A 25527-nucleotide genomic window follows, 5' to 3' on the forward strand; every position below is an offset into this window, starting at 1 on the left:
ACCATAGAGCATTGGAACCACCTGATCCCATCCCGAACTCAGCAGTGAAACGATGCATCGCCGATGGTAGTGTGGGGTTTCCCCATGTGAGAGTAGGTCATCGTCAAGATTAAATTCCAAAACCCCTGTCTGCTTGCGCAGACAGGGGTTTTGTCGTTTAAGAGGTCTGCTTCGGTCGCATATCTGCTCAGCTGACTCCCTGCATCTGATCGATGCTCATCCGTCCTCGAAAACTGCAAGACTTTGCAGTTTCGGACGCCTTGCTTGTACCGCCGGTCTGTTTCCCACTCAAAAAGAGGATCTTTCTGACAAAACCTTAAGATTCCACTTCATTTGGCCGAAAGCCTGACGAGCCATGCGTGCACCGATTTGGAGCAGATCAAGCGTCTGCCCAGGCGTTACATGGAATGTTCCACCCAGCACGCTCCCCCCCTTTGGCAAAAGAAGTCGATGAAATGAATCTAAAGTTCAGTCATAAAATTCTGTTGGCCGCGTCAGGCGTCGTGGTCTTGGCCTTCGCGTTATTCACGTTGTACAACGATTACTTACAGCGCAGCACCATCAAACAGAACCTGGAGTCGTCCATCCAGCAATCCGGAGAACTCACCGCCAGCAGTGTGCAGAACTGGCTCAGTGGCCGCGTGTTGATACTCGAAAACCTGGCACAAAACATGGCCCACCAGGGCAGTACTGCAGATCTTCCAGGCTTGGTTGATCAGCCCGCACTCACCTCGAACTTCCAGTTCACTTACGTCGGCCAAACCAACGGCGTGTTCACCCAACGCCCCGACGCAAAAATGCCCGATGGCTATGACCCGCGCCAGCGTCCTTGGTACAAGCAAGCCGTGGCGGCTGACAAACCCATGCTGACCCCGCCTTACATGGCAGCCGTGGGTGGGCAGATCGTGACCATCGCCATGCCGGTGAAAAAGAACGGCGAGTTGCTGGGCGTGGTCGGTGGTGACCTGAGCCTGCAAACGCTGGTGAAGATCATCAACTCGGTAGACTTCGGCGGCATCGGCCATGCGTTCCTGGTCAGCGGCGACGGTCAGGTCATCGTCAGCCCCGATCAGGGCCAGGTGATGAAGAACCTCAAGGACATCTACCCAGGCACCAGCGTCGGCATCGAGAAGCTTAACCAAGATGTTGTCCTCAACGGTCAGGATCGCATTCTGTCCTTCACCCCGATCGCCGGCTTGCCAGGTGCGGACTGGTACATCGGCTTGTCGATTGATAAAGACAAAGCCTACGCACCCCTGGGTAAATTCCGCACCTCCGCGCTGATTGCCATGCTGATTGCCGTGGTGGCGATTGCGGTGCTCTTGAGCTTGCTGATCCAAGTACTGCTGCGGCCGTTGACCACCATGGGCGTTGCCATGCAGGACATCGCCCAGGGTGAGGGTGACCTGACCCGCCGCCTGGACGTGACCAGCAAAGATGAGTTTGGCGAGGTAGGCAGTGCCTTCAACCAGTTCGTCGAGCGTATCCACGCCTCGATTTCCGAGGTGTCCTCGGCAACACGCCAGGTGCATGACTTGTCCCAGCGCGTAATGGCGTCGTCCAACGCTTCGATCGTCGGTTCTGACGAGCAGAGCGCGCGCACCAACAGCGTAGCGGCGGCAATCAACGAACTGGGCGCCGCGACCCAGGAAATCGCGCGTAACGCCGCTGACGCTTCCCAGCACGCCAGTGGTGCCAGCGAGCAGGCTGACGATGGGCGCAAAGTGGTGGAGAAAACCATCCTGGCGATGTCCGAACTGTCGCAAAAGATCAGCCTGTCCTGCACCCAGATCGAAACCTTGAACGCCAGCACCGATAACATCGGCCACATTCTCGATGTGATCAAAGGCATCTCCCAGCAGACCAACCTGCTCGCGCTCAACGCCGCGATTGAGGCCGCCCGTGCCGGGGAAGCGGGTCGCGGGTTTGCCGTGGTCGCCGATGAAGTGCGCAACCTGGCTCACCGTACCCAGGAGTCGGCGGAGGAAATCCACAAAATGATTACTTCGCTGCAAGTGGGTTCGCGTGAAGCGGTGACCACCATGAACGCGAGCCAGACCTCCAGCGAAGAGAGCGTCGAAGTCGCCAACCAGGCCGGTGAGCGCCTGATCAGCGTGACGCAGCGGATTGTTGAAATCGACGGCATGAACCAGTCGGTCGCCGCTGCCACCGAGGAGCAGACCGCGGTGGTGGAAACCCTCAATGTCGACATCAACCAGATCAACCTGCTGAACCAGCAAGGCGTGGCCAACCTCAATGAAACATTGAAGGACTGTGACGCGTTGTCTCAACAGGCCAGCCGCTTGAAACAACTGGTCGACAGTTTCAAGATCTGACCTCAACGGCATAGGAGCGAGGCCTCTCGCTCCTACTGCTTAGCCGAGCATTTGTCGGACATTTTCCAGGGCGCCGTCGGCGAAGTTCTGCATAAAGTGTTCGAACCCTTCCTGCGCGGTGTCGACCGGTTCGCCGATGAGCGTCCAAGTCGCCCTGGAGCATCCGCAGCCAATTGGCTCCACACGCATTGCCGCCCACAAGCGGGCCACGCCCAAGGTGTTGTAGACCGTGGTCCAGGTCATGAACATGGCCTCTTCGTCGCGGCTGTTGAGCTGCTCCACCGCACAATGGCCATCGTGGAAATACTTCGTGCGTAAAGCGCCTACGCCGGTGCCGGTCATTTCGATGTGCGACAAGGCGGGAATGAACGCATCAAAGCCTGCAAAGTCCCCCACCAAGCCCCACAGCCTGGCGGCCTCGCAGGTGACTACGACAGAGGCCACCACTGGTGTGCCCCGGGGGTTGCGGATCAATGTATCGGGTTGCAACGGTTTCATGAGGTTGTCCTGAGGCGGTTCAGAGAAAGCCGATGGCCTTGAGGTAGTCGCAGCCTTTGCCTAACAGCGCGGGGCTTTTCTCGGGGTACGGCTTACCCATTTCTTCCACGCCCCGGCGTGCGTTGTCGTGACGGATCATCGACGTATCGCCGATGTCTTCACCCAACCCGTCCAGGTAAAAACCCAGCACGCCAAACAGCGCATTTTCGCGGCCCACCGTTCGCAGTTGCCGTTGCCACTGCGCGACACTGACCCGCTCGAATGTGTAGCCGGCGTCGCGGAATGCATCGAGGTACTGCTCCCAGCTCAGGGGTTGTGGGTTATGCAGGTTGTACACGCTGCGCCCGGTTGCGAAATGAGCGCAGTGGAACGCGATGAAGCGTGCAAAAAAGTCCACCGGCATCAGGTCGAAGTTCACCGCTAAGCGCGGAACCAGGCCCAACTGCAGCGAGCCCTTGAGCATCAGCATCAGGCGATTTTTCTGTGGTTGGCAAACACCGCTTTGGCTGTTGAAACTGATATTGCCCGGACGATAGATATTCACCCAGGCACCTTGCTCCAGCGCGCGCGCCGATAGCCGCTCGGCCACCCATTTGGACAGGTTGTAACCATTCTTGATGTAGATCGGCGGTGTCGCCGCAGCAGGCGACTCGAGGACCTGCCCCGCGGCGTCGATGGCGCTGCATGCCGAGAGTGTCGAGATGAAGTTGAAGACTTTTTTGCTGTGGGTTTCACACAGGCGCACGCATTCCAGTACCGGGTCGACGTTGTCTTTCACCAGCGACGCGTAGTCCATCACATGGTTGACCCGCGCCGCGTTATGCACCAGCACGCCAAAGTCCCTGGCGAGGCGCTCGTACACCTCGGCAGCCAGGCCCAGGCCAGGCTGGCTGACATCGGCGGCGTACACCTGCACCCGGCTCCGGTCCAGATGTTCCAGGCGGTACTCCTGCAACGCCTGGGTGAACCGTACCGTTGCCGGCTGGTTCGGCAGTTCCCGCACCAGGCATGCCACTTCGGTCGCACCGCCGGCCAGCAAGGCTTCGACAATGTGGACCCCGATAAAACTGTTGGCCCCCGTCACGATCACTTTGCGACGATCACCGGCGCGGTCCTCGGGCAGCACTTCAAAAGCCGGTTCCCGCTGTGCGTCTTGAACCGCCTGGCCGACGGGTGCGGCAGCGCGCGGGCCGTCCTCCAGCAGCGCCGCGAGCGTGCGAATGGTCGGCATTTCAAAAAAGCTGTTCAGGGGCAGGCTGCGACCAAATTGTTCGCGAACCCGCAGCAGCAGGCTCGACAGCAAAATGGAGTGGCCGCCGACGTTAAAGAAGCTGTCATCGATGGACAACGTGCCCGTGGGAAGCTGCAACAACTCATGCCACAGCCCCAACAGCTCAACCTGCAGCGGCGTTTGCGCGGCCTTTGCGGTGTGATTCGAAGGGCGCTGCACCGGCAGTTGCAACAAGGCCTGGCGATCGACTTTACCGTTGCTCGCGTAAGGCAGGCCGGCGAGTTCGATCCACCGCTCGGGTTGCATGTAATCAGGCAGCCACTGCCGTGCATGCTGCTTGAGGTCGTCCATCGTGGCACCCGGTTCCGGCTGGGCGACCACACCGCGAATCCTGCGATCACCGTCGATCACCACCGCCACCTGGCGGAACAGGCGGCTGGCACGCAGGCACTGTTCGATCTCCTGGGGTTCGACTCGAAACCCCCGAATCTTCACTTGCTCGTCCCGACGCCCGCCCAGCTCGATGCCGTCGCCGGTCCACTTTGCGTAATCACCGCTGCGGTAGGCGCACACGGGTTGTCCTCCCGGCAGTACCAGTTCGACAAAAGGGTCGTCGTGCAGTTGTGTTGCGTTCAAGTACCCCAGGCTCACGCCCGGCCCGACGATGTACAGCTCGCCCATCACCTGTTCGTCCACCGGCTGTAAATGCTCATCGAGTATCAGCACCTGGCTGTTGGCGATGGGACGGCCGGCGTTGCGATTGCTGTCCCCGGGCCGCAACGTGCGATGGGTGACCAGCACCGTGGCTTCGGTGGGGCCATAGAGGTTGTGCAACTGGCATTGGCCGGCCAGTCGTTCGATCACATAGGGTTCACAGGCATCGCCGCCGGTCAGCAGGTGCGTCAGGCCCAGCGGTTGGTCCAGCGGCAGGATGCTCAGCAGCGCCGGTGGCAGGAAGGCATGGGTGATCTGCTGCTGGCGGATCAGTTCTACCAGCTGCTGCGGGTCGCGTCGTTGCGCCTCGCTTGGAACAATCAACTCGGCGCCGGCAATCAGGCTGGGGAAGATATCCATCAGCGAGGCGTCGAAGCTCAACGAAGCGAACTGCAGTACCCGACTCTGCTCGTCCAGCCCCATGCAACCGCCGAACCAGGCGGTGAAATGGGCCAGATTGCTCTGGCTCAGCAACACGCCTTTGGGGCGGCCGGTAGTGCCCGAGGTGAAGAGCACCATGCACGGTGCATCCGGGGAGGGGCGATGCTGCAGCAACGGTGACGTGTCGTGCTGATCGAGCGCACTGACATCCAATGAAACGAAGTACTCGCGCAGTGGGTGGCCGCCATCATCCAGCAACAGCCTGGCTCCCGCGCTGTCCAGCATGGCCTGTTGGCGTTGCGCCGGATGATCCGGTGCCAGCGGCAGGTAAACCGCGCCACAGCCCAGCACCGCAAGAATGCTGGCATACAACGCCGTTGTTTTTTCCAGGCACACCCCGACCACCGGTGGTACCTCGAGGCCTTCCAGCAGTGGGCCGAGGCGTTGCTGGATCGCCCGTGCTTGAGCGTGCAATTGTCGGTAGGTCAGCACACGGCCGGCAATGTTCAGCGCCGGTCGTGCGGCGAAGGTGAGCAGGCTGGCTTGCAGTCGTTCGATTATCGGCACCTGCGCTGCCTGCAGCAATTGCACATCGGCGGTGTGATTGAACCGATGCACGAACGCCAGTGCCTCCAGCTTTTGCAAGCTGTGTTCGGGCCAGGCATTGGTGCCGGCCGCGGCGGGGCAATACTCCGGGTCGCGGGCGAAGCCGCTGACCAGCACGGCGACCCATTCCACCAGCGCGCTTGTCGCTTGCAGGCGCAGTCGCTGGCCATTGCCGCTGGGCGCGTCGGCAAGGTCCAGCACGGCCAGCAAGCGTTGGCCGGCGGCATAAGCGCGTAACTGCAGCCGCGGCAACCCAAGCTCCGTCAGCGGGCCGACGCCCAGGCGCAGGCTGATGCGTGGAGCGGCGGCCAGGTGCGCGGGCAGTGACTCGCTACCGTCCTCGATCACCAGGTCGGCAGCGTCATGCCCCGACAGATGACCATACTGTTCCAGCTCCACCCTCACCGCATCCAGGGCACGGCTGATACCCAACCATCCAATTGTCAGGCGCCTCATGCCGCTCTCCCGGCCACCGGCAGATAGTCGGCCAATGCCAGGGCCACGCTCGGTGTCTGCAGCAAACCGCTGTGTTGCAGAAAGCCCATGATGTTGCCGATCAGCGGGTGGTGGCGGGTGATGGGGAACTCCAGTGCCGCCATGTCGGCCCGCAGCGCATGGCGAACGTCAGCGCTGACGTCCAACTGATCGATCAGTTGCAGGTCGAAGGATTTTTGCAGCTCGTTGGTCAGGTAATGCGCCAGAAAGATGGGCAAGACCGGCGCAATGCTATCGCGGTCAGCCGGGCTTGCCGCCTGCCAATAGAGGCGCACCAGGCGTGTCCAGAACTGCCCATGGCGCCCTTCGTCGAACAGGTGATCGGCCATCAAGCCACGGATGGAGGCCTTGACGCTGTCGTCCCTGGAAAACGCCGCCACGTCATGGGTCACGGTGTTTTCGGCAATGGCCACGGCAATCAATTCCACCGCATCGCGCAGGTGCGCCGGGGCTTGCGCCTGCGCCGCCGGCAGGGCGCGGCTCAGTTCGATCTGCCCGGGCAGATCCAGCGGTGATATACCGGTCATCTTCACGGTCTGTTGCAGGAAGTCCAGCGCGACCAGGGCGTGATAGTCCTCGTCCACCACGACGGTCATCGCGTCATAGCGACACACAAGGGGGAAGGGCAGGGCGAAACGGTTCTTGGCGATGTTGCGCGCGGTCCTGTCGACGATCTCGGTTTCGAAAATCACCACGTCATTGATGAATTTGTAGAAGCTTTGCAACAGCACGAAGTCGCGCCACTGCGGGCAATGTTCAAGGAAGGTCGCGCTGAGCACCAGGGGCTGGCGGCACAGCGGGTAGATCAGTTTGTCGTCGTTTTCCAGCAGGCGGCGAGGGCGAGTGCGGATGGTGGCGCGGCGTTCCCAGTCTTCGGCGATGGAGCGGTAGGCGCTGATGTTCATGGGCGCACCTGTTGCAGCAAGGTGTGTACGTCGTCCCAGAGCTTGATGCGGTTTTCCACGGCGTTGACCGCGGTTTCAGCCGCCTGTTGCTGGCGCTCGGGTGCGTTGTCGGTAAGGCCCTGGAGCATCCTCTGCGCCCCTGGCTCGTGGTCTTGGGTGTCCAGTTCGATGTGGCGGTTGAGGTACTCGCCCAAGGTTGGCGCCTGGCTTCTGATGATCTCACTGCCCTGCAACAGCCGTTCGAACATGCTCGGGATAATGCTTTCGCGGCCGTGCAGGAAGGCGGCGGCCACACAATGGGTGGGCGCATTCAACGCGATGTGCAACGTGCTGGCGACGAAGCGGGCCACGCCGGGCAGCACATCGACCTGGCCCAGGGCGGCATTGGCCTCGACGCCCCGACGTTGCAGCGTGATGAACGTATCGATAGCGTGGGTACTGGCGCCCACTTCGAGCATGGCTTCGCGGTACAGCTCGAAGTGGCTGCAATGACCGCGCCGGGGGTGTTCGTCCGACTCCTCGCCCAGCACGATTTCGTTGATCAGGCGGGCGGCTTGCGGGTCGGTCGGCGGGAGCCAGGGTAATTGTGTACAGGTCAGGTCCCGTTGCAGGCGTTTGGTGAGGCTCATGAAGTCCCAAACGGCAAATACATGGTTTTCCATAAAGATTTGTAACTTGCCGAGTGAAGTTATTTTTTCAAATAACGGATGGCTGCATAACTGCAGTTTTTTTTGTTTAAGTAAATCTTGATACATAGTTGATGCCTATAAGTTGTTGCGACTGCTCTGAAAACAGTGCTGGGCTTTTGCAGCCCAAAAGCGGACAGATAACGTTTAGCCAAGCAGCGCGCGCAGCGCTGCCCAAACAAGGGTTCGTGCAGGCTGTTGAGGTGCTTGGTTTATTGAAGAAAGATAATAAGCCGATTAAACGTTTGGGCGAGCTTATAAATGTATTAGATGTTTTTTCGAAAAAATTCCGGTTGTGGGTAAGTTATATTATTAAACGTGGGAAGTTTCTCGAGCATTAGCAGGCATTGCGCAGTCGAATAGTTTTAACCGGGGCGTCTTGATGCAGGTTCTGCCAACAGCGAAGGTCGCCCCGCAATGCTTGATCGGTGAAGCAGGCTGGAAAAGTTCAGTTGCCGGTCGCCTCAAGGCCCTTGAGGTAAGTGCTGATGACCTCCATGCCTCGCATCAAGTGATTGCGCAACGTCAGGATACTTTCGTCGACCTTCTTCTGCGCCACCAGGCTCAGCAGTTCGCGGTGATCTTCCTGGGACGTCTCGCCGAGCCCCATCGCCTCAAGGTTGAAACGCAGGAAGCGCTCCTCTTCATTCAAACCGTGTTCGACCAACGTGAGTAGCCGCCGGTTGGGGGCCTTGCCATACAGCGCCATGTGGAACAGGCGGTTGAGCCGGCCGATCTCGGTATAGTCTTTCTCTTGTTCCAGCGCCGTGATGAAGGCATCGGCCTGGGCAATGTCGTCTGCGCTGAGCAACGGAATCGACAAGCGCAGCGCTTCGGACTCCAGCAGCATGCGCAGGGCGTAGGTCTCGGCCGAATTGTCTTCGATCAGCGGTGCAACCACCGCCCCCTTGTGCGTCACGACGTGCAGCAACGACTGGGCTTCCAGCTGCCGAAGGGCTTCACGCACGGGCATGCGACTGACGCCGAACAGGCTGGCCAGCTCCTGCTGGCGCATGGCGGTACCACAAGGCAATCGGCCATCGAGGATGGCGTTGCGCAAGGTTTCTTCGATTACGGAACGAGCAAGATGGGCGGGAATAGGCCCGCTGACCTTGATACTGCTCAAAGGGCTCGGCTTTTGCGTCACGGCTACGCTAGCCTCCTCATAGAATGGCAATGGCTTATTGGATCCAATGCACACTAGAGATTGCCTACAGGCTTGTCAAACGAGCAAGGTTTTCGGCTTGTAAGCGGCTAAACACGCCACTCTGGGTGCCCACATCGAGCTTTTGCGGTGTCTTACACGGTGGTGTCGGATTGCCCTGCATTGAACACTTCACCGCCATCGTTTGTGCCATTCCCGCCGCCCAACGCAGGGTTTCGTCGGTGCATTCCTGTCTATGCATATTCTCTAACAGTATTTAAAATACAGTTCTTATATCTATAAAGTCACTCTCCTGTCCGATCGGGAGTGAATTCATGTCAGCCACCTCTACTGTTCCAGCAGCGATCCCTAACGCCCAAACCTTCGAGATTCGTCCACTCCCCGGCAGCGTGGGGGCCGAGATCATCGGCCTGGATTTGTCCCGCCCGGTCAATGACGAGGATTTCGCCCGCATTCACCGCGCGCACCTGGATCACCATGTGGTGGTCTTTCGCGACCAGCGCATCACCCCCGACCAGCAGATCGCCTTCAGTCGCCGCTTTGGCGTGCTGCAGATCCATGTGCTCAAGCAGTTCCTGCTGGCCAACCACCCGGAAATCCTGATCGTCTCCAACATCATCGAAAACGGCCAAGCCATCGGCCTGGGCGATGCGGGCAAGTTCTGGCATTCGGACCTTTCCTATAAAGAACTGCCCAGCCTGGGCTCGATGCTGCATGCCCGGGAACTGCCAGCCGAAGGCGGCGACACCCTGTTTGCCGACATGCACAAGGCCTGGGACCACTTGCCCGAGCACCTGCGCAACGCCGTACACGGCCGCAGCGCTGCGCATTCCTACACCGCGCGTTACAGCGAAACCAAATTCGAAGGCAACTGGCGCCCGACACTGACCCCCGAGCAGCTCGCCCAGGTCGCCGAAGTGGTCCACCCGATTGTGCGTACCCACCCGGAAAACGGCCGCAGGGCGCTGTTCGTCAGTGAAGGCTTCACCACCCGCATCGTCGGCCTGCCGGAAGACGAAAGCCGCGACCTGCTGGCCCAGCTCTACGCCCACAGCGTGCTGCCGGACAATATCTACCGCCACCACTGGCAGCCCCACGACTTGGTGTTCTGGGACAACCGCTCGCTGATCCACCTGGCTACCGGTTGCCCGAGCCATCTGCGCCGCAAGCTGTACCGCACCACCATCCAGGGCGACGCGCCTTTCTGATTCGGAGCATGACCATGTCCAGAAACATTCCATTTGCGCGGCTGGCCGCCACGTTCGGCCTGGGTATCAGCCTGCTGGCCGGCAGCCTCGTCGCCCCGACGGTGGCGCAGGCTGAAGGTGAGATTCGCATCGCCGAGCAGTTCGGCATCGTCTACCTGTTGCTCAACGTGGTGCGCGACCAGCACCTCATCGAAAAATACGGTAAGCAGGAAGGCCTCGATATCCAGGTCGACTGGACCCAACTCTCCGGCGGCGCGGCCGTGAATGATGCGTTGCTCTCCGGTTCCATCGACATTGCCGGTGCCGGCGTCGGGCCGCTGCTGACCATCTGGGACCGTACCCGCGGCAAGCAGAACGTCAAGGCCGTCGCCTCCCTCGGTAACTTTCCCTACTACTTGGTGAGCAACAATCCCAAGGTCAAGACCATCGCCGATTTCACCGATAACGACCGCATCGCGGTACCGGCGGTGGGGGTGTCGGTGCAGTCGCGCTTCCTGCAATACGCAGCTGCCAAGCAGTGGGGCGACAAGCAATTCAATCGCCTCGATCAGTACACCGTCGCCGTCCCGCACCCCGACGCCACGGCGGCGCTGATCGCCGGCGGTACCGAGCTGACCGGGCACTTTTCCAACCCGCCGTTCCAGGACCAGGCCCTGGCGAACCCCAATGTGCATGTGGTGCTCAACACTTATGACCTGCTGGGTCCGAACTCGCCGACGGTGTTGTTCGCCACTGAAAAATTCCGTAACGACAACCCGAAAACCTACAAGGCATTCGTCGATGCGCTGACCGAAGCCGCGCAATTCGCCCAGCACGACAAAGGCGCCGCCGCCGACACTTACATCCGCGTGACCAAGGCCAAGATCGACCGTGCCGAGCTGCTGAAAATCATCGACAACCCGCAATTCGAGTTCAGTGTCACGCCGAAAAACACTTACCCGCTGGCGGAGTTCCTCTACCGCGTCGGCGCAATCAAGAACAAGCCGGAATCGTGGAAGGACTACTTCTTCCAGGACGCCAAGCCGCTGCAAGGAAGCTGAGATGAACGCGCCCCTGCAAGGCCACACGGCCAGCAACCTGCCCACCGCCACTGCGCTGCTGGCGGTGGATAACGTCAGCCTCGAATACCGCACCCCCGAGCGCGTGGTGCGGGCCACGCACCAAGTCAGTTTCGACATCGACCCGGCCGACCGCTACGTGTTGCTCGGCCCGTCGGGTTGCGGCAAATCCACCTTGCTCAAGTCCATCGCCGGGTTTATCCAGCCTTGCGAAGGGGAGATCCGCCTGCTGGGGCAGAGGGTCGAACAGCCCGGTCCAGACCGCATCGTGGTGTTCCAGGAATTCGACCAGTTGCCGCCGTGGAAAACCGTCAAACAAAACGTCATGTTCCCGCTGCTGGCATCGAACACCCTCAAGCGGCGGGACGCCGAAGAACGCGCGTTGCACTACCTCGACAAAGTCGGCCTCGGCGCCTTTGCCGACGCCTATCCGCACACCCTCTCCGGCGGCATGAAAGCCCGCGTGGCCATCGCCCGCGCCCTGGCGATGCAGCCGAAAATCCTGTTGATGGACGAACCCTTCGCCGCCCTCGATGCGCTGACCCGCCGCAAGATGCAGGAAGAGTTGCTGCGGCTCTGGGAAGAGGTGCGTTTCACCTTGCTGTTCGTCACCCACTCCATCGAAGAGGCGCTGGTGGTGGGCAATCGCATCCTGTTGCTGTCGCCCCATCCTGGGCGTGTGCGCGCGGAAATCCACAGCCATCAATACGATCTGCACAGCCTTGGCGGTGCGCAATTCCAGGCCTCGGCGCGAAGGATTCATCGCCTGCTGTTCGATGAAGCCCCCGAAGCCGAACGTGAGTTGGGCTTCGCCGATATCCGCATCGCTTACTGAAGGGCCCCTCCCATGCGCCAGGAATATGAAGTCACCCTCGAACCGCTGCTCAGCGTCCCCGTGGAGCGCGAGCTGCCCCTGCGCCAACGCGTGTGGCAACAAGGCTGGTTGCGCAAAGGGTTGATCCTGATCGTGCTCGCGATCCTCTGGGAAGCGGTCGCGCGCTACCAGAACAATGACCTATTGCTGCCGAGTTTCTTGCAGACGTTTCACGCGCTCTACGACGGGCTTCTGAGTGGCGAGCTGCTGAGCAAAGTCAGCATTTCGTTGGTGGTGCTGATCAAGGGTTACCTGATCGGCATTGTGCTGGCATTTGCCCTGACCACACTGGCGGTCTCGACCCAACTGGGCCGCGACCTGCTCAGCACCCTGACCTCGATGTTCAACCCGCTGCCGGCGATTGCGCTGTTGCCGCTGGCGCTCTTGTGGTTTGGCCTGGGCCAGAACAGCCTGATTTTCGTGCTGGTGCATTCGGTGTTGTGGGCGTTGGCGCTCAACACCTATTCGGGGTTTCTCGGCGTGTCCGAAACCCTGCGCATGGCCGGTCGCAACTACGGGTTGAAGGGCATGCGCTTCGTGCTGTTCATCCTGATCCCGGCGGCACTGCCGTCGATCCTCGCCGGCCTGAAAATCGGCTGGGCATTCGCCTGGCGCACGCTGATTGCCGCCGAGCTGGTGTTCGGCGCCACCAGCGGTAAAGGTGGCTTGGGCTGGTACATCTTCCAGAACCGCAATGAGCTGTACACCGATAAGGTTTTTGCCGGGCTGGCGGTGGTGATCCTGATCGGCTTGCTGGTGGAAAACCTGGTGTTCGACACGTTCGAGCGGCTCACCGTGAAGCGTTGGGGCATGCAGCGTTGATGCTGTAGCCCCACGCGACATCCCTGTTACGATTGCGCCCAGTTCACTCCCTATCGATCACGAGTGCTTGGCATGCAACTACCGGACATGAACCTGCTGGTCGCTCTCGACGCATTGCTCGACGAGGGCAGCGTGGTCGGTGCTGCGCGGCGGATGAACCTCAGCCCGGCGGCGATGAGCCGCACCCTCACGCGTATTCGCGAGGCGGTGGGTGACCCGATCCTGGTACGCGCCGGGCGTGGCCTGGTGCCGACGCCCAAGGCGCTGGCGTTGCAGGGCCAGGTGCGCAGCGTAGTGGAACAGGCGGCGCTGCTGTTCCGTTCGGCGGATCAGGTCGACCTGAGCACCCTGCGCCGGCGCTTCAGCGTGCGGGCCAACGACTTTTTCATCGGTGTGTATGGCGGTCGTCTGTTCGACACCCTGGAGCGTTCGGCACCGTTATGCGAGCTGTGCTTCGTGCCCGAAGGCGATACCGACGACGAAGCGCTGCGCGAAGGGCGCCTGGACTTGCGGGTGAGCAATACCCTGCCCGCCAGTCCCGAAGTCAAGGTGCAGAACCTGTTCTCCACCACCTTCGTCGGGCTCGCGCGGGAAGATCATCCCTTGTTCGATGAGGAGATCACCGCCGCACGGTTCGCCAGCTATTCCCACATCAGCATCTCGCGACGCGGCATCGCCCGAGGGCCGATCGACACTGCGCTCAATGCCCTGGGCCTGGAGCGCCACGTGGCAATGATCGCCCCGGGTTTTCACGGCGCGATGTTCATGTTGCCCGACTCCGACCTGTTGCTGCCGGTGCCCAAGGAAGCGCTCTACAGCGTCAATCGCTTGAAGTTGCCGTTGCGTGTGTTCCCGTTGCCGATTTCCCTGCCGACCCTGGTCCTGGCCCAATTCTGGCACCCGCGTTTCGACAAGGACCCGGCCCACAAATGGCTGCGCGAAACCCTGCGCGAGAGTTGCCACGCCACCTGGTTGGAAGCCCAGCCTGCCCAGGCTTTAAGCATGCACGATCAAGGGTGGAAGGGGTGAGCCCAGGATTGCGTCCGGCGCACTTATAACCTTCCGATATGTAACTTTTTGTCATGAATGTGCCCGATTAAACTACTCGGGTATTTCTCATCCCGAGTTACCTGTTCATGACGTCCCTCGCTGCCCCGGCCCCCCTGGCCGCGGCCAAACCCACTGCCCCGAGCCCGCCCGTGTTCGGCCCGCGTATCATCGTTGGCCTGGTCGGCGTTTTGCTCGCGGTGTTGGTGTCCGGTCTCAACGAAATGGTCACCAAGGTCGCCCTCGCCGATATCCGTGGCGCGCTGTACATCGGTTTTGACGAAGGCACCTGGCTGGTCGCGGCCTACACGGCCACTTCCGTAGCGGCCATGGCGTTTGCGCCCTGGTGTTCGGTGACGTTTTCTCTGCGCCGTTTCACCCTATGCGCCATCGGCCTGTTCACCGTGCTCGGCATCCTGTGTCCGTTTGCGCCGAACTACGAAAGCCTGCTGCTGTTGCGCACTGTGCAAGGCCTGGCGGGCGGAGCGCTGCCGCCGATGCTGATGACCGTGGCGCTGCGTTTTCTGCCGGCCAACGTCAAACTGTATGGCCTGGCCGGCTACGCGCTCACGGCCACCTTCGGGCCGAGTCTGGGTACGCCGCTGGCGGCGTTGTGGACCGAGTACGTCGGCTGGCAATGGGCGTTCTGGCAGATCGTCGGGCCGTGCCTGCTGGCAATGGCCGCCGTGGCTTACGGCCTGCCACAAGACCCGCTGCGGCTGGAGCGCTTCAAGCAGTTCAACTGGCGCGGCCTGCTGCTGGGTTTTCCGGCGATCTGCATGCTGGTGATCGGCCTGTTGCAGGGCAACCGCCTGGACTGGTTCGAGTCGGGCCTGATCACCGGCTTGCTGGGCGGCGGCGCATTGTTGCTGGTGCTGTTCATGTTCAATGAATGGTCGCACCCGATGCCGTTTTTCAATTTGCAGATGCTTGGCCTGCGTAACTTAGCGTTTGCCCTGATCGTGCTCGCGGGGGTGTTGATAGTGCTGACCTCAGTGATCATCATCCCGTCGAGTTTCCTTGCCCAGGTTCAGGGTTACCGGCCGCTGCAAACCGCGCCGCTGATGTTGCTGATGGCGCTGCCGCAATTGATCGCGCTGCCGCTGGTGGCGGCAATGTGCAACCTGCGTTGGGTCGATTGCCGTTGGGTGCTGGGGATCGGGCTGGGCCTGTTGGCGCTGTCTTGCATCGGCAGTGTGCACCTGACGTCGGCGTGGGTGCGCGACGATTTCTATGGCCTGTATCTGCTGCAAATCTTCGGCCAACCCATGGCCGTGTTGCCGCTGCTGATGCTCTCCACGGGCAGCATCCAACCGGCGGACGGGCCGTTCGCTTCGGCCTGGTTCAACACCGTCAAGGGTCTGGCCGCCGTGATCGCCACCGCCGTTCTCGATGTGCTGACCACCCGGCGCCTGCATTTCCACTCGACTGTGCTGGTCGACCGCCTGGGCAACTCGCCACTGGCCGACAGCGACGCGCCGGGCCTGGCCCAGCGCCTGCACGCGCAGGCCGTGGTGCTCACTTCCTCGGATCTCTATTACGTCATGGCGGTTGTCGCGGCGACGTTGATCCTGCTGATTTTCTGGATGCCCACGCGGATTTTTCCGCCCCGCGCGCCGACTTGATTGCTCACCGAGCCCTAAGGACTTTCCATGAAACGCAAAGACAAAATGGCTGTCTCCGCCATCGCTGTGTTCGCCGTCGGTGTGCTGCTGTACCAGGCTGTGCCGGGTCTGCTGGGCAGCCAGCGCCAGACCACCAATGACGCCTTCGTCGCCGCCGACTTCACCCTGGTCGCACCCCGTGTGGCCGGGTTTATCAAGGAGGTGTTGGTGGAAGACAACCAGCGCGTCAAGGCCGGCCAGTTGTTGGCGCTGATCGACGACCGCGATTTTCGCGCCGCTGCCCAGGCTGCCGATGCGGATATGTTGGTGGCCCAGGCTCAACTGAAAAACGCCACCGCCACCCTTGAGCGCCAAAGCTCGGTGATCACCCAGGCCCAGGCCACGGTGGCGGCAGAGCGCGCCGAAGTCGCCTTCGCCGAACACGAACTGAACCGCTACAACCACCTCGCCGGTGTCGGTGCGGGCACTGTGCAGAACGCCCAGCAAGCCAGGACGCGCATCGACCAGGCCACCGCGCGCCTGACCAATGCCACGGCGGTGCTGGCGGCCGAGCGCAAGCAGGTGGAGATCCTCAGCGCCTTGCGCGACGCCGCCGCCGGTGGACTCAAGCGCGCCCAGGCCGCTCTGGAAATGGCCAGCTATCAGTTGTCCTATACGCGCATCGTCGCGCCGCTGGATGGCATGGTCGGCGAACGCGCGGTGCGGGTCGGGGCCTACGTCACGCCGGGCAGCAAAATCCTCGCGGTGGTGCCGTTGGCCGAGGCATACGTGGTCGCTAACTTCCAGGAAACCCAGCTTCTCCATATGCATGCCGGCCAGGCCGTGCAGGTGCGCGTCGACAGCCTCGACGGCGAGTTGCTCGACGGTCACCTCGAAAGCCTGGCACCCGCGACCGGGGTGACGTTCTCCGCGGTCAAACCGGACAATGCCACCGGCAACTTCACCAAGGTGGTGCAGCGCATTCCGGTGAAGATCGTCCTCGAACCCCACCAAGCGCTGACCGAACGCCTGCGCGTCGGCATGTCGGTGGAAGCCAGCGTCGACACCCGGTCCGTCGCGCAACAGCGTGAGGTGGCCCAGCAATGAGACAGGTCGCCTGGCTTACCTTGAGCCTCATCAGCCTGACCGCCTGCAGCGTCGGCCCGGATTTTCAGCGGCCACAAGGCCTGCCCATGGCGCAATGGGCCGAACCCCAGGGCCGTCAGGCGGCCAGTCGCGCGGTCAGCGATGCGCTGCAAGAGCGCTGGTGGGACGTGTTCCATGACGAGCAACTGTCGGCCCTCACCCGTCGCGCCCTCACCGATAACCTGGACCTGAAACTGGCCAGCAGCCGCCTGCAACAAAGCCGCGCCCTGCGCCAGGTGATCACCGCCGAACGTTACCCCAATGTCGATGCCACGGGTGGCTCTCAGCGCAAACGCAACAGCGGCAAAGGCTTGAGCGACCCTTCCGGCGAAAATGGCCGCTCGGCGTTCAACCAATGGGACATGGGCTTCTCCGCCTCCTGGGAGCTGGACTTCTGGGGCCGCGTCAAGCGCGAAACCGAGGCCGCCGACGCCACCCTGCACGTCGCCGAAAACGACCGCCGCGCCGTGTTGCTGTCGGTGCTGGCCGAGACCGCCCAGGACTACATCCAACTGCGCGGCGTGCAGAACACCCGCGCCGTCACCGAACAAAACCTTGCCGTCGCCCGCCGCAGCCTCTCACTGTCGCAACTTCGCCTGGCTGACGGTGTAGCGACGGACCTGGACGTGGCTGAAGCCGCCGCCCAGGTTGCGGCCATCGAAGCGCGCCTGCCGGATTTGCAGCAACGCCAGGACCAGTTGATCAACGCTCTCAGCCTGCTGATGGGCGAACCGCCGCAAGCCCTGCATGCGCAACTGTCCAGGGACGCGGCCGTGCCGCAGACCCCGCGTCAGGTTGCCATCGGCCTGCCTTCGCAACTCGCCGAACGCCGCCCCGATATCCGCCAGGCCGAAGCGCGCCTGCACGCCGCCACCGCCAGCATCGGCGTGGCCCGGGGCGACTTCTACCCGCGCATCACCCTGTCCGGCAGTCTCGGCTCCCAGGCCATGCAACTGTCGGACTTCGGCTCCTGGGGCTCCCGCGCATTTGCCTTCGGCCCGCAATTCAGCCTGCCGCTGTTCAACGGCGGGCGCTTGCAAGGCATGTTGAACCTGCGCGAAGCCCAGCAGCAGGAAGCCGCGCTGGCCTACCAACACACCGTGCTGCGTGCCTGGCATGAAATCGACGATCAACTGACCCGCTACAACACCAGCCAACTGCGCCGCGACAGCCTCGCCGAAGCGGTGCGCCAGAACCAGATCGCCCTGTCCACCGCGCAACACCAGTACGTCGAAGGCGTGGTGGATTTCGTCAACGTACTCACCGTGCAAAGCGCGCTGCTGACCACGCAAGAGCAGTGGGTGGAAAGCTCTACCGGCGTGTCGTTGGCGATGGTGGGGTTGTATAAAGCGCTGGGCGGCGGCTGGGAGTCGGTCTACCCGTTGACGGACGTTCGACGCTGAAATGGGAAAATCTTCTCGTCATTTCCTGCGAGGCGAAGATTTAGAAAGGGGTCGAGGTTAGCCCGGGCCTCCGTTGGAGCAAAGACGCATGGCTTCTTGCATATTTTAATTGGGCGTCAGGATTGATCAGGGGTTGCGCAAAAACACCACATACCCGCGAAACCACTCACTCCCCTTCAAATACCCCGGCGCCGTCCATTCCCCGCCCTGGATCAAGCCGATCTTGAACGGCAGCCCCAGCCGATTCATCCGTGGCAGATACGCGGCGTAATCCGGGATGCTCTGGCGTCCCTGATACGTCTGCACCACCACTTCATCCACCACGCCGTTGAGCCGGGCGATGGCGGTTGGGTCGGCGTTGCTGCTCCAGTCCATCAGGCCGGTGATGCTCAGGCGCAGGTCGGCGGGCAGGCGCTGGCGCAGGTCGCGCAGGAAGTCGGCGTATTCGTGCAGGTACTGGGTGCGGGCGTCGAAGTCGATCTGGATGCCGATCACCGGGTTGCCGGCGTCGCGCCAGCGTTGTACCTGGCCGAGCAGTTGGGTGTAGACGCGGTCCGGCCAGCGCAGGGTGTGGGCGCGGTAGACCAGCCAGATGTCGCCCTGGGTGATGCGCGGCACGCTTATGCCCTGGGCGATCAATTGCACGCCGCGTTGGGGGGCGCGGCGGGTGGCGTTGATCTGGCCCTGGAGGATGTACAGGGTGTTTGCCTGCTTGAGCACCGGCTGCGGCGTGACCCCGCTCCACAGCCAGAAGGCGTCATAGTCGCGGGCGTCGACCGCGCCGAAAGCCGGGCTTGCCAGCAACAGCAAGCCGAGCCACAGCGGTTTCACCAGTAGTACTGCAGGGATTTGCCCCACTGCGTGTCGGCAAAGCCCGTCTTGAGTTGACGGAACCAGGCCTTGCGCACGGCCGGTGCGACGTCTTCGCCGCCGCAGCTGTTATAGCCGGCGGGCGCGTAGCAGTTGATGGCGCGGAACAGCGCGTAGGCTTTGTCGGTTTTCGGCGCCTTGGGGTTGCCGATCACCTGTTGGTAGCCGTCGAGCCGCGAGAAGGTGTCACCCTTGAAGTCCGATGGCGTGCTGCCCAGGCTGCCGGCGGCGCGTGCCTGTTCAAGGGGCATGCCGTCGAGGTTGTTGCGCAGGATGAACTCGCCGAAGCAGTTCAGGCCTTGTGGGTTTTTCGCGTCGTTCTGCAAGGTCGCGGCGGTTTGCGCAATGCTCGGGCAGGCGTAGCCGGATTCAGCTTTTTCGCCGTTCCACTGGAACAGTTTCAACGTCTGGCTGGCGCTGTAGACATAACCCAGGCTGGTGCCCAGCTTGTCGTCCGGGGCCGACGCCGGCAGTTGCTTGAGGTCGTCGTCGAAGGTGGCGAACTGGCCGCGCAGCAGGTCTTTATAGAGCAGCACGAATTGGGCGGTCTGGCGCTCCAGCGGGTCGTGGGCCTGGGCGATCTGTTGGCGCAGCAAGTCCGGCCCGGCGATGTGGCGCAGCAGGATGTAGCGCACCTGTTTGGCGCTGATCGGCGAATCGGCGGCGAACACCTTGGCCAACTGGCCGCTGCGTTCGTAATTCATCGCCAGTGCCAGCTCCAACTGGTCGCGTTGCAGCGGTTGTTTGGCCAGCGGCAGCAGTTGCAGCCACAGGGTTTCGGCGGCTTTCCAGTCTTGCTTGGCTTCCAGGGCCAGGCCGCGCAGGGTCTGTTGGCTGAAGGCGAAGTAATCCGGGTTCGACGGCACGTCCTGGGGCAGGTGTTTCAACGCGTTGTCGGGTTGATGCTCGACGTACAGGGCATACGCCGCTTGCAGGTAGTCGAACAGCGCCGGCGCGTCGGCAAACACGGCTTTTTGCTGATCGAGATCGGCGCGGCTGAGGGCCGGCGGCGTGTGAGCGCGCATCCGCATCAGGTCGCTGACGAGCAGGATCATCGGGTTCTGGACTGCCTTGCCGTTGACCATCAACAGCTTGACGTCGGCTTCGGCCACCAGCTCATCCACGGACACATTGCGCTGGGCGTCGGTGGCCTGGGTCAGTTGCCAGGCATAGGCCTCGGCGAGCTTGGCTTGATCGTCCGCCAACCAATATACCCGGCGCAGCAGGCCACGGGCGGAGGCGACGTAATCACCCTGTGGATAAGTCTTCAGGTAACCGAGGAAGCCTTCTTCGGCGTCGCTCAGGGCGGACTTATCCACATGCTCGAGTTGCGGCATGCCGTATTCGTCGAAGGCGTCGGCCTGCGCCTGGTTCAGTGACGTCCGCGCGGTCATGTACAGCGCGGTTTCCTTCAGCCAAGGCACATTGCTGGTGCTGGCGCCGGCGAAACCGCGCTCGGCGTCACTGAAACGGCCGCTATAGAAGTCGGCGGCGGCCTGCAGATAAGTGCGGAACAATTGGCCTTCGCTGGATTGGATCTGCTGTGCATCCAGCACTTGGCCTTCCCAAGAACAGGCCGTGAGCAATTGCAAACGCGCCTTCACCAGTAGCTCGCGTTCGGCTGCCGGCATGTCGGCCTTGAGCACCTGGCGGATAAACGCGGTGGCGCTGTCATCGTCGTTGCTGCGGCAGCGGCTGCCTTCGCCATTCAGGAAGTCAGCCCCCGCCGATTTGTATTCGTCGCGCTTGATGCCCAAAGGCTGGAGCAGGGTGTCGAGTTCGGCGCTGGGCGAGGTGTGCGATGTGTTATCCGCTTCGGCCGGCGCGGCGGCGATCGGCACCAGGCGGTACACCGGGAACGGCACCGGACCGAAGCCTTGGGACAGGTCGTCCTCGCTCAAGGCGTTCGGTGCCAGGGGCGCGGCTTTTTTGTCGGCCAGTAACAGGCGCAGGTTGGTTCGGCTGTCATTGCCGGGGCTCAGGAACGGCAGGTTGTTGCAGGTGTCCAGGCTGTCCCGCGAGACCCTCCAGTCGGGGTAGCACGAGTCGTCGGAGCTGGCGAGTGCCGGCAGGGAGAGACCGGCGAGCAGGGCCAGTGCCAGGGGTGACAGAAAACCGATGTGCATGACGTGTCCTTGATCCTGAGTCCTTGGAGGTCGGCAATCATAACGTGATCCGGCGAAGGCTTCGGCAAAGGCCTACAAAAAATGCTGATTTGTCTGACTGGGGGTAGTGGCAATTTAACTCCGCTGCCCTAGACTGCGCACATCGTCAGGGAGGTCGAATGTATGAAGCAGTTATGTAGATCGGTACTGGGATTTTCCTGCTTGGTGAGCCTGGCGCCGATGGTCATGGCGGACGATCCGCTGTTGGACCACGCGCCCGCAGCGGCCGTCAGCGCCGACAGCGAAGCCCGTGGTGTATTGCGCGCCCGTGACCAGGCGATGCTTGCCAGTGAATTGTCGGGGCGGATTGTCGAACTGCCGTTCAGCGAGGGCGAGTCGTTCAAGAAAGGCGACACCCTGGCGCGTTTCGATTGCTCGGCCTACCAGGCCCAACTCAATGCCGCCTCGGCCGCCAGCCGTGGCGCTGGCGAAGAACTGGCCCACAACAAACAACTGGCGGCGCTGAATTCGGTCGGCCGGTTCGAAGTGGCCCGCGCCGAAGCCAAACTCACCGAAACCCAGGCCCAGTCCCAGGTCTATCAGGTGCAGGTCAAGCGCTGCAGCGTGCTGGCGCCGTATGACGGCCAGGTGGTGCAGCGCAAAGTCCAACGTTATGAAAGCGTCTCGGCCGGCGCACCGCTGCTGGAAATCGTCGACAACCGCAGCCTGGAGATCCACCTGCTGGTGCCGTCGCGCTGGATGGGCAAACTCAAGCCCGGGCAGACGTTCAGCTTCACCCCCGACGAAACCGGCCAGGCATTCAACGCCACCGTCAAACGCCTTGGCGCGCGCATCGACGAAGGCAGCCAGACCCTGTTGCTGGTCGCGACCTTGCCCAATGCCAGTGGGTTGATGGCCGGCATGAGCGGCACCGCGCACTTTGCACAACTGCAATGAACGCACCGATGACGGGCAATGCCGAGCGGGTATTCGCGCAGTTTCTCGAATTGGAACGCCAGACCCGCGCCGCCCACAGCACTGAGCAATTGGCCTACAGCCTGGTCAACGATGGGCAACCGCTGTTCGGCTATCGCCATGCGGCGCTGTTGATTGCCGGCAAGGTGCGGGCGGTGACGGCGGTGAGCAGCGTCGACCCGAACGCGCCGTTTGTGGCCTTCGTCGAGCAGGCCGTGGCCCAATTGCACAAACACGGGCTGGGCCAGACCGCCCGGGAAGTGCCGGCCGCGCAATTGAGCGCGCAACTGCAGGCCGACTGGCAGAGCCTGTCCGCCGGCCATGTGTTCTGGTTGCCCTTGATCGACCCGCAAGGCCGCGTGTTCGGCGGTGTGTGGCTGGCGCGGGATACGCCCTGGAACCCGGCCGAGCAGGTGCTGCTGGCGCAGTTGGGCGATACCTACAGCCACGCTTGGCGTGCGCTGCAACCGCGCCAGCCGTGGCGCCTGCGCCTGACCCGCAAACGCCAGGTGCTGGTGGTCGTCGCGTTGCTGCTGATGCTGCTGATTCCGGTGCGCCAATCGGTACTGGCGCCCGCCGAAGTGGTGCCGTTGGCCGGTCAGGTGGTAGCGGCGCCGCTGGACGGGGTGATCGCCGAGTTCCTGGTCAAGCCCAACCAGACGGTGAAAACCGGCGACCTGCTGCTGCGCTTCGAAAGCACCACCCTCACGGCCCAGGCCGATGTGGCAGCGCGTGCCCTGGGCGTGGCCGAAGCGGAGCTCAAGGCCAATTCCCAGCGCGCCTTTGCCGATGCCGAATCGAGTTCGCGTATCGACCTGCTCGCGGCCCGGGTCGAGCAAAAACGCGCCGAGCGCGACTACGCCCGCGAACTGCTCAAGCGCAGCGAAGTACGCGCCGAGCGTGACGGTATCGCGGTGTTTGCCGACGCCGAACGCTGGACCGGCAAACCGGTACAGACCGGCGAGCGTCTGCTGCAGATCGCCGATCCCGGCCAGGCAGAGTTGCGCATCGAACTGGCGGTGGGCGATGCCATCGCATTGGCGCCCGACGCCCAGGTTGCGCTGTTCCTCGACAGCGACCCGTTGCAGCGCCACCTCGCCACCTTGCAACGCGCCGCCTACGAGGCGCAGCCCACGCCCGGCGGGCAACTCGCCTATCGCCTCGATGCGCGCTTCGATGAGGCACCGCCACGCATCGGCCTGCGCGGCACGGCGAAGCTCTTCGGTGAGCGCGCGCCCCTGGCCCTGTACCTGTTGCGTCGGCCATTGGCCGGCTTGCGCCAGAGCGTTGGCCTCTGATGAACCTGCCCCCACTGCGTGAAGACCTGCAACTGTCCAGCGCCGGCGCGGCCCTGGACGGCTCGCCGCGCTGGACCCTGGCCGACCCGGTGCGCGGGCGTTACTTCAAGCTCGGCGCCACCGCCATTCGGCTGCTGCGCCACTGGTCCTTGGGCGACCCGCAACACGTCCTGCAAGCCGCCAACCGTGAGCCGGGCCTGCCCCTGGGCGCCAGCGAAGTGGATGAGCTGCTGAGCTTCCTGCGCGCCCATGACCTGATCGCCGCGCTGGACCCGCAGCAACGTGCCAGTTACGCCTACAAAGCCGCCGCCCGTAAGCAAAGCCTGTGGCAAATCCTGCTGCATCAATATTTGTTCTTCCGCATCCCGCTGTGGCGCCCGGACGCGTTCCTCAACCGCGCCTGGCCGTGGCTGGCGCGCTTCGGGCCGGGGCTGTTGCGCTACGGCTTGCCGCTGACCCTGGGCCTGGGCGTGTTTCTGGTGGCGCGGGACTGGCAGCGCTTTCTGGCGACGTTCCCGCACCTGTTCAGCCTCGGCGGTGCCCTGGCGTTTGGCGTGGCGCTGTTCTTCGCCAAGCTGTGCCATGAATTCGGCCATGCCTTCATGGCCAAGCGCGCCGGGTGCCGCGTGCAAAGCATGGGCGTGGCGTTCATGGTGTTGCTGCCGATGTTCTACACCGATGTGAGTGACGCCTGGCGGGTCAATGATCGGCGCGCGCGATTGCTGATCGGCGCCGGTGGGGTGATGGCTGAGTTGTTGTTGGCCTGCGTGGCCTTGCTGGCCTGGTCGCTGCTGCCGGACGGCGCGGCGCGCACGGCGGCGTTCATGTTGGCCAGTGCGACGTGGCTGACCACCCTGGCGATCAACCTCAACCCGTTCATGCGTTTCGATGGTTATTTTTTGATCAGCGACTTGTGGGGCGTCGACAACCTGCAAGGTCGCGCCTTCGCCCTTTGCCGCTGGCGCCTGCGCGAGTGGTTGTTCGGCTATGGCGAACCGGCGCCGGAACCCTGGGCGCCGAACATGCAACGGCGCCTGCTGTGGTGGGGTTACCTGGCCTGGTTGTGGCGGGCGGCGCTGTTCCTGGGGATTGCCCTGGCGGTGTATCACCTGTTCTTCAAGCTGCTGGGGATCTTCCTGATGCTGGTGGAACTGGTGTGGTTCATCTGCCTGCCGATCTTCAAGGAGTGGCGCGAATGGTGGAGTCGCCGCAGCCAGGCCCATGCGCCGCGGGTGCTGCTCAGCGGCCTGGGCCTGCTGTTGATCGTGCTGGCCCTGGTGGTGCCGTGGCGCAGTGCCGTGGAGTTGCCGAGCATGCTCGAGGCCGGGCGCGCCAGTGCCTTGCACGCGCCGGTGGCGGCGCGGGTGAAACAGTTGCGGGTGGTGGATGGGCAAGTCGTGACCCAGGGCCAGGTGCTGATCGAATTGGAATCGCCGGATTTGGATGCGCGGCAAAGCATCGTGCGCCGCGAAGTGGAGATCCTGCAGTTGCAGATGCGTCGCCAGGCCGGACGCAGTGAAACCGCGGCCGACGCCGGGATCAACGATCAGCGCCTGTCCCAGGCCCTGGCCGAATACCGCGGGCTTGCCGCCCAGCGCGAACGCCTGCTGTTGCGTGCGCCCCATGCCGGCACCGTGCGCGACGTGCTGCCGCAGTTGAGCGTGGGCCGCTGGCTGTCGCCTAAAGACGCGCTGGCGCGAGTGGTCGAGGAGGGCGCGCGCCTGCGCGGGTATCTGGCGGAAGCCGAGCTGTGGCGGGTGACGCCGGGGGCGAGCGGGCGGTTTATCGCCGATGACCCGATGCGCGCCGCCATCCCGGTGGTGCTGACCGATATCGATGCCAACGGCGTGGCCTATCTGGACCAGGAAGCCCTGACCTCCGACCACCACGGGCCGATTGCCGTGCGCCGCGACGAAAACCAGCGCCCGGCGCCAGTGCAGGCGCAGTACGGCGTGCGGTTGCGCAGTGCGCAACCGATCGCCACCCCCCATCAACCGCTGCGCGGCGTGGTGGTGTTGCAAGGGCGCAGCGAGTCGGTGCTGGGCGTGGCCTGGCGTCGAGCGGCGGCCTTGGGCGTGCGGGAAAGCGGATTCTGACAGG

General features: G+C 62.8%; 19 protein-coding genes and 1 rRNA gene. 13 read left to right on the plus strand and 7 right to left on the minus strand.

All coding sequences use genetic code 11. The features are described 5' to 3' along the window. Together rrf and ACP7E3_RS27255 are read left to right on the plus strand one after the other, a co-directional pair. Positions 1 to 109: ribosomal RNA gene (gene rrf / locus ACP7E3_RS27250) — 5S ribosomal RNA — on the plus strand; the annotation flags it as partial. Positions 110 to 455: 346 nt separating this feature from the next. Continuing rightward, entirely contained in the window at positions 456 to 2336 is a 1881-nt protein-coding gene (locus tag ACP7E3_RS27255) for a methyl-accepting chemotaxis protein (RefSeq protein WP_426124957.1), read from the plus strand. Positions 2337 to 2375: 39 nt separating this feature from the next. On the opposite strand, the gene ACP7E3_RS27260 is transcribed toward ACP7E3_RS27255, so the two are convergent. The 5 genes from ACP7E3_RS27260 to ACP7E3_RS27280 all read right to left on the minus strand — a co-directional run bounded on the left by ACP7E3_RS27260 (position 2376) and on the right by ACP7E3_RS27280 (position 8999). Then, positions 2376 to 2834, minus strand: coding sequence for an SRPBCC family protein (locus ACP7E3_RS27260; protein ID WP_057006040.1), 459 nt, complete (start codon positions 2832 to 2834; stop codon positions 2376 to 2378). A 19-nt stretch (positions 2835 to 2853) separates the two neighbouring features. Next, complete coding sequence (locus tag ACP7E3_RS27265; protein WP_126587674.1) at positions 2854 to 6222, minus strand: amino acid adenylation domain-containing protein; 3369 nt, start codon at positions 6220 to 6222, stop codon at positions 2854 to 2856. After that, positions 6219 to 7166, minus strand: coding sequence for a diiron oxygenase (locus tag ACP7E3_RS27270; protein ID WP_046483732.1), 948 nt, complete (start codon positions 7164 to 7166; stop codon positions 6219 to 6221). The genes ACP7E3_RS27265 and ACP7E3_RS27270 overlap by 4 nt, the downstream gene beginning before the upstream one ends. Further along, positions 7163 to 7921, minus strand: coding sequence for a DUF3050 domain-containing protein (locus ACP7E3_RS27275; protein WP_426124960.1), 759 nt, complete (start codon positions 7919 to 7921; stop codon positions 7163 to 7165). Before ACP7E3_RS27275 ends, ACP7E3_RS27270 begins: the two co-directional genes overlap by 4 nt. A 379-nt stretch (positions 7922 to 8300) precedes the next feature. Beyond that, positions 8301 to 8999 carry a GntR family transcriptional regulator gene (locus ACP7E3_RS27280; RefSeq protein ID WP_026139846.1) on the minus strand — a complete coding sequence of 233 codons (699 nt, stop codon included), beginning with the start codon at positions 8997 to 8999 and terminating at the stop codon, positions 8301 to 8303. A 332-nt stretch (positions 9000 to 9331) separates the two neighbouring features. Here ACP7E3_RS27280 and ACP7E3_RS27285 point away from each other — a divergent pair, with 332 nt between their 5' ends. The 8 genes from ACP7E3_RS27285 to ACP7E3_RS27320 all read left to right on the plus strand — a co-directional run bounded on the left by ACP7E3_RS27285 (position 9332) and on the right by ACP7E3_RS27320 (position 18179). Next, positions 9332 to 10225 carry a TauD/TfdA dioxygenase family protein gene (locus ACP7E3_RS27285; RefSeq protein ID WP_126587678.1) on the plus strand — a complete coding sequence of 298 codons (894 nt, stop codon included), beginning with the start codon at positions 9332 to 9334 and terminating at the stop codon, positions 10223 to 10225. Positions 10226 to 10239: 14 nt separating this feature from the next. Further along, the gene (locus ACP7E3_RS27290; protein WP_017845545.1) at positions 10240 to 11265 is read left to right on the plus strand and encodes an ABC transporter substrate-binding protein; all 1026 of its coding nucleotides are present in this window, start codon (positions 10240 to 10242) and stop codon (positions 11263 to 11265) included. Between the two features lies 1 nt (position 11266). After that, a complete protein-coding gene (locus ACP7E3_RS27295; RefSeq protein ID WP_046385131.1) occupies positions 11267 to 12118 on the plus strand; it encodes an ABC transporter ATP-binding protein in 852 nt (283 codons plus the stop codon). A gap of 12 nt (positions 12119 to 12130) precedes the next feature. Beyond that, positions 12131 to 12979, plus strand: a complete 849-nt coding sequence (locus ACP7E3_RS27300) for an ABC transporter permease (RefSeq protein WP_057006034.1) — start codon at positions 12131 to 12133, stop codon at positions 12977 to 12979. Between the two features lie 72 nt (positions 12980 to 13051). Next, complete coding sequence (locus ACP7E3_RS27305) at positions 13052 to 14008, plus strand: LysR family transcriptional regulator (RefSeq protein ID WP_046385129.1); 957 nt, start codon at positions 13052 to 13054, stop codon at positions 14006 to 14008. A gap of 107 nt (positions 14009 to 14115) precedes the next feature. Continuing rightward, complete coding sequence (locus ACP7E3_RS27310; RefSeq protein WP_079442577.1) at positions 14116 to 15651, plus strand: MFS transporter; 1536 nt, start codon at positions 14116 to 14118, stop codon at positions 15649 to 15651. Positions 15652 to 15678: 27 nt separating this feature from the next. Then, the gene (locus tag ACP7E3_RS27315) at positions 15679 to 16737 is read left to right on the plus strand and encodes an HlyD family secretion protein (RefSeq protein WP_046385127.1); all 1059 of its coding nucleotides are present in this window, start codon (positions 15679 to 15681) and stop codon (positions 16735 to 16737) included. After that, the gene (locus ACP7E3_RS27320) at positions 16734 to 18179 is read left to right on the plus strand and encodes an efflux transporter outer membrane subunit (RefSeq protein ID WP_046385126.1); all 1446 of its coding nucleotides are present in this window, start codon (positions 16734 to 16736) and stop codon (positions 18177 to 18179) included. The genes ACP7E3_RS27315 and ACP7E3_RS27320 overlap by 4 nt, the downstream gene beginning before the upstream one ends. A gap of 126 nt (positions 18180 to 18305) precedes the next feature. On the opposite strand, the gene ACP7E3_RS27325 is transcribed toward ACP7E3_RS27320, so the two are convergent. Then, positions 18306 to 19010: a DUF3142 domain-containing protein gene (locus ACP7E3_RS27325; protein ID WP_046385125.1), complete on the minus strand. Its 705-nt coding sequence runs from the start codon at positions 19008 to 19010 to the stop codon at positions 18306 to 18308. Then, on the minus strand, positions 19007 to 21175 hold the full coding sequence (locus ACP7E3_RS27330) for an outer membrane assembly lipoprotein YfiO (RefSeq protein ID WP_126587688.1): 2169 nt from the start codon (positions 21173 to 21175) through the stop codon (positions 19007 to 19009). The genes ACP7E3_RS27325 and ACP7E3_RS27330 overlap by 4 nt, the downstream gene beginning before the upstream one ends. A gap of 219 nt (positions 21176 to 21394) precedes the next feature. Here ACP7E3_RS27330 and ACP7E3_RS27335 point away from each other — a divergent pair, with 219 nt between their 5' ends. The 3 genes from ACP7E3_RS27335 to ACP7E3_RS27345 are packed head-to-tail and all read left to right on the plus strand — an operon-like array spanning position 21395 to position 25523. Then, the gene (locus ACP7E3_RS27335; RefSeq protein ID WP_231590069.1) at positions 21395 to 22111 is read left to right on the plus strand and encodes an efflux RND transporter periplasmic adaptor subunit; all 717 of its coding nucleotides are present in this window, start codon (positions 21395 to 21397) and stop codon (positions 22109 to 22111) included. Further along, a complete protein-coding gene (locus ACP7E3_RS27340; RefSeq protein ID WP_046385122.1) occupies positions 22108 to 23427 on the plus strand; it encodes an efflux RND transporter periplasmic adaptor subunit in 1320 nt (439 codons plus the stop codon). The genes ACP7E3_RS27335 and ACP7E3_RS27340 overlap by 4 nt, the downstream gene beginning before the upstream one ends. Continuing rightward, entirely contained in the window at positions 23427 to 25523 is a 2097-nt protein-coding gene (locus ACP7E3_RS27345) for a biotin/lipoyl-binding protein (protein WP_046385121.1), read from the plus strand. The genes ACP7E3_RS27340 and ACP7E3_RS27345 overlap by 1 nt, the downstream gene beginning before the upstream one ends. Positions 25524 to 25527: the final 4 nt, after the last annotated feature.

This window comes from Pseudomonas sp. PSPC2-3 (assembly GCF_049898265.1).
GTDB classification, from domain to species: domain Bacteria; phylum Pseudomonadota; class Gammaproteobacteria; order Pseudomonadales; family Pseudomonadaceae; genus Aquipseudomonas; species Aquipseudomonas veronii.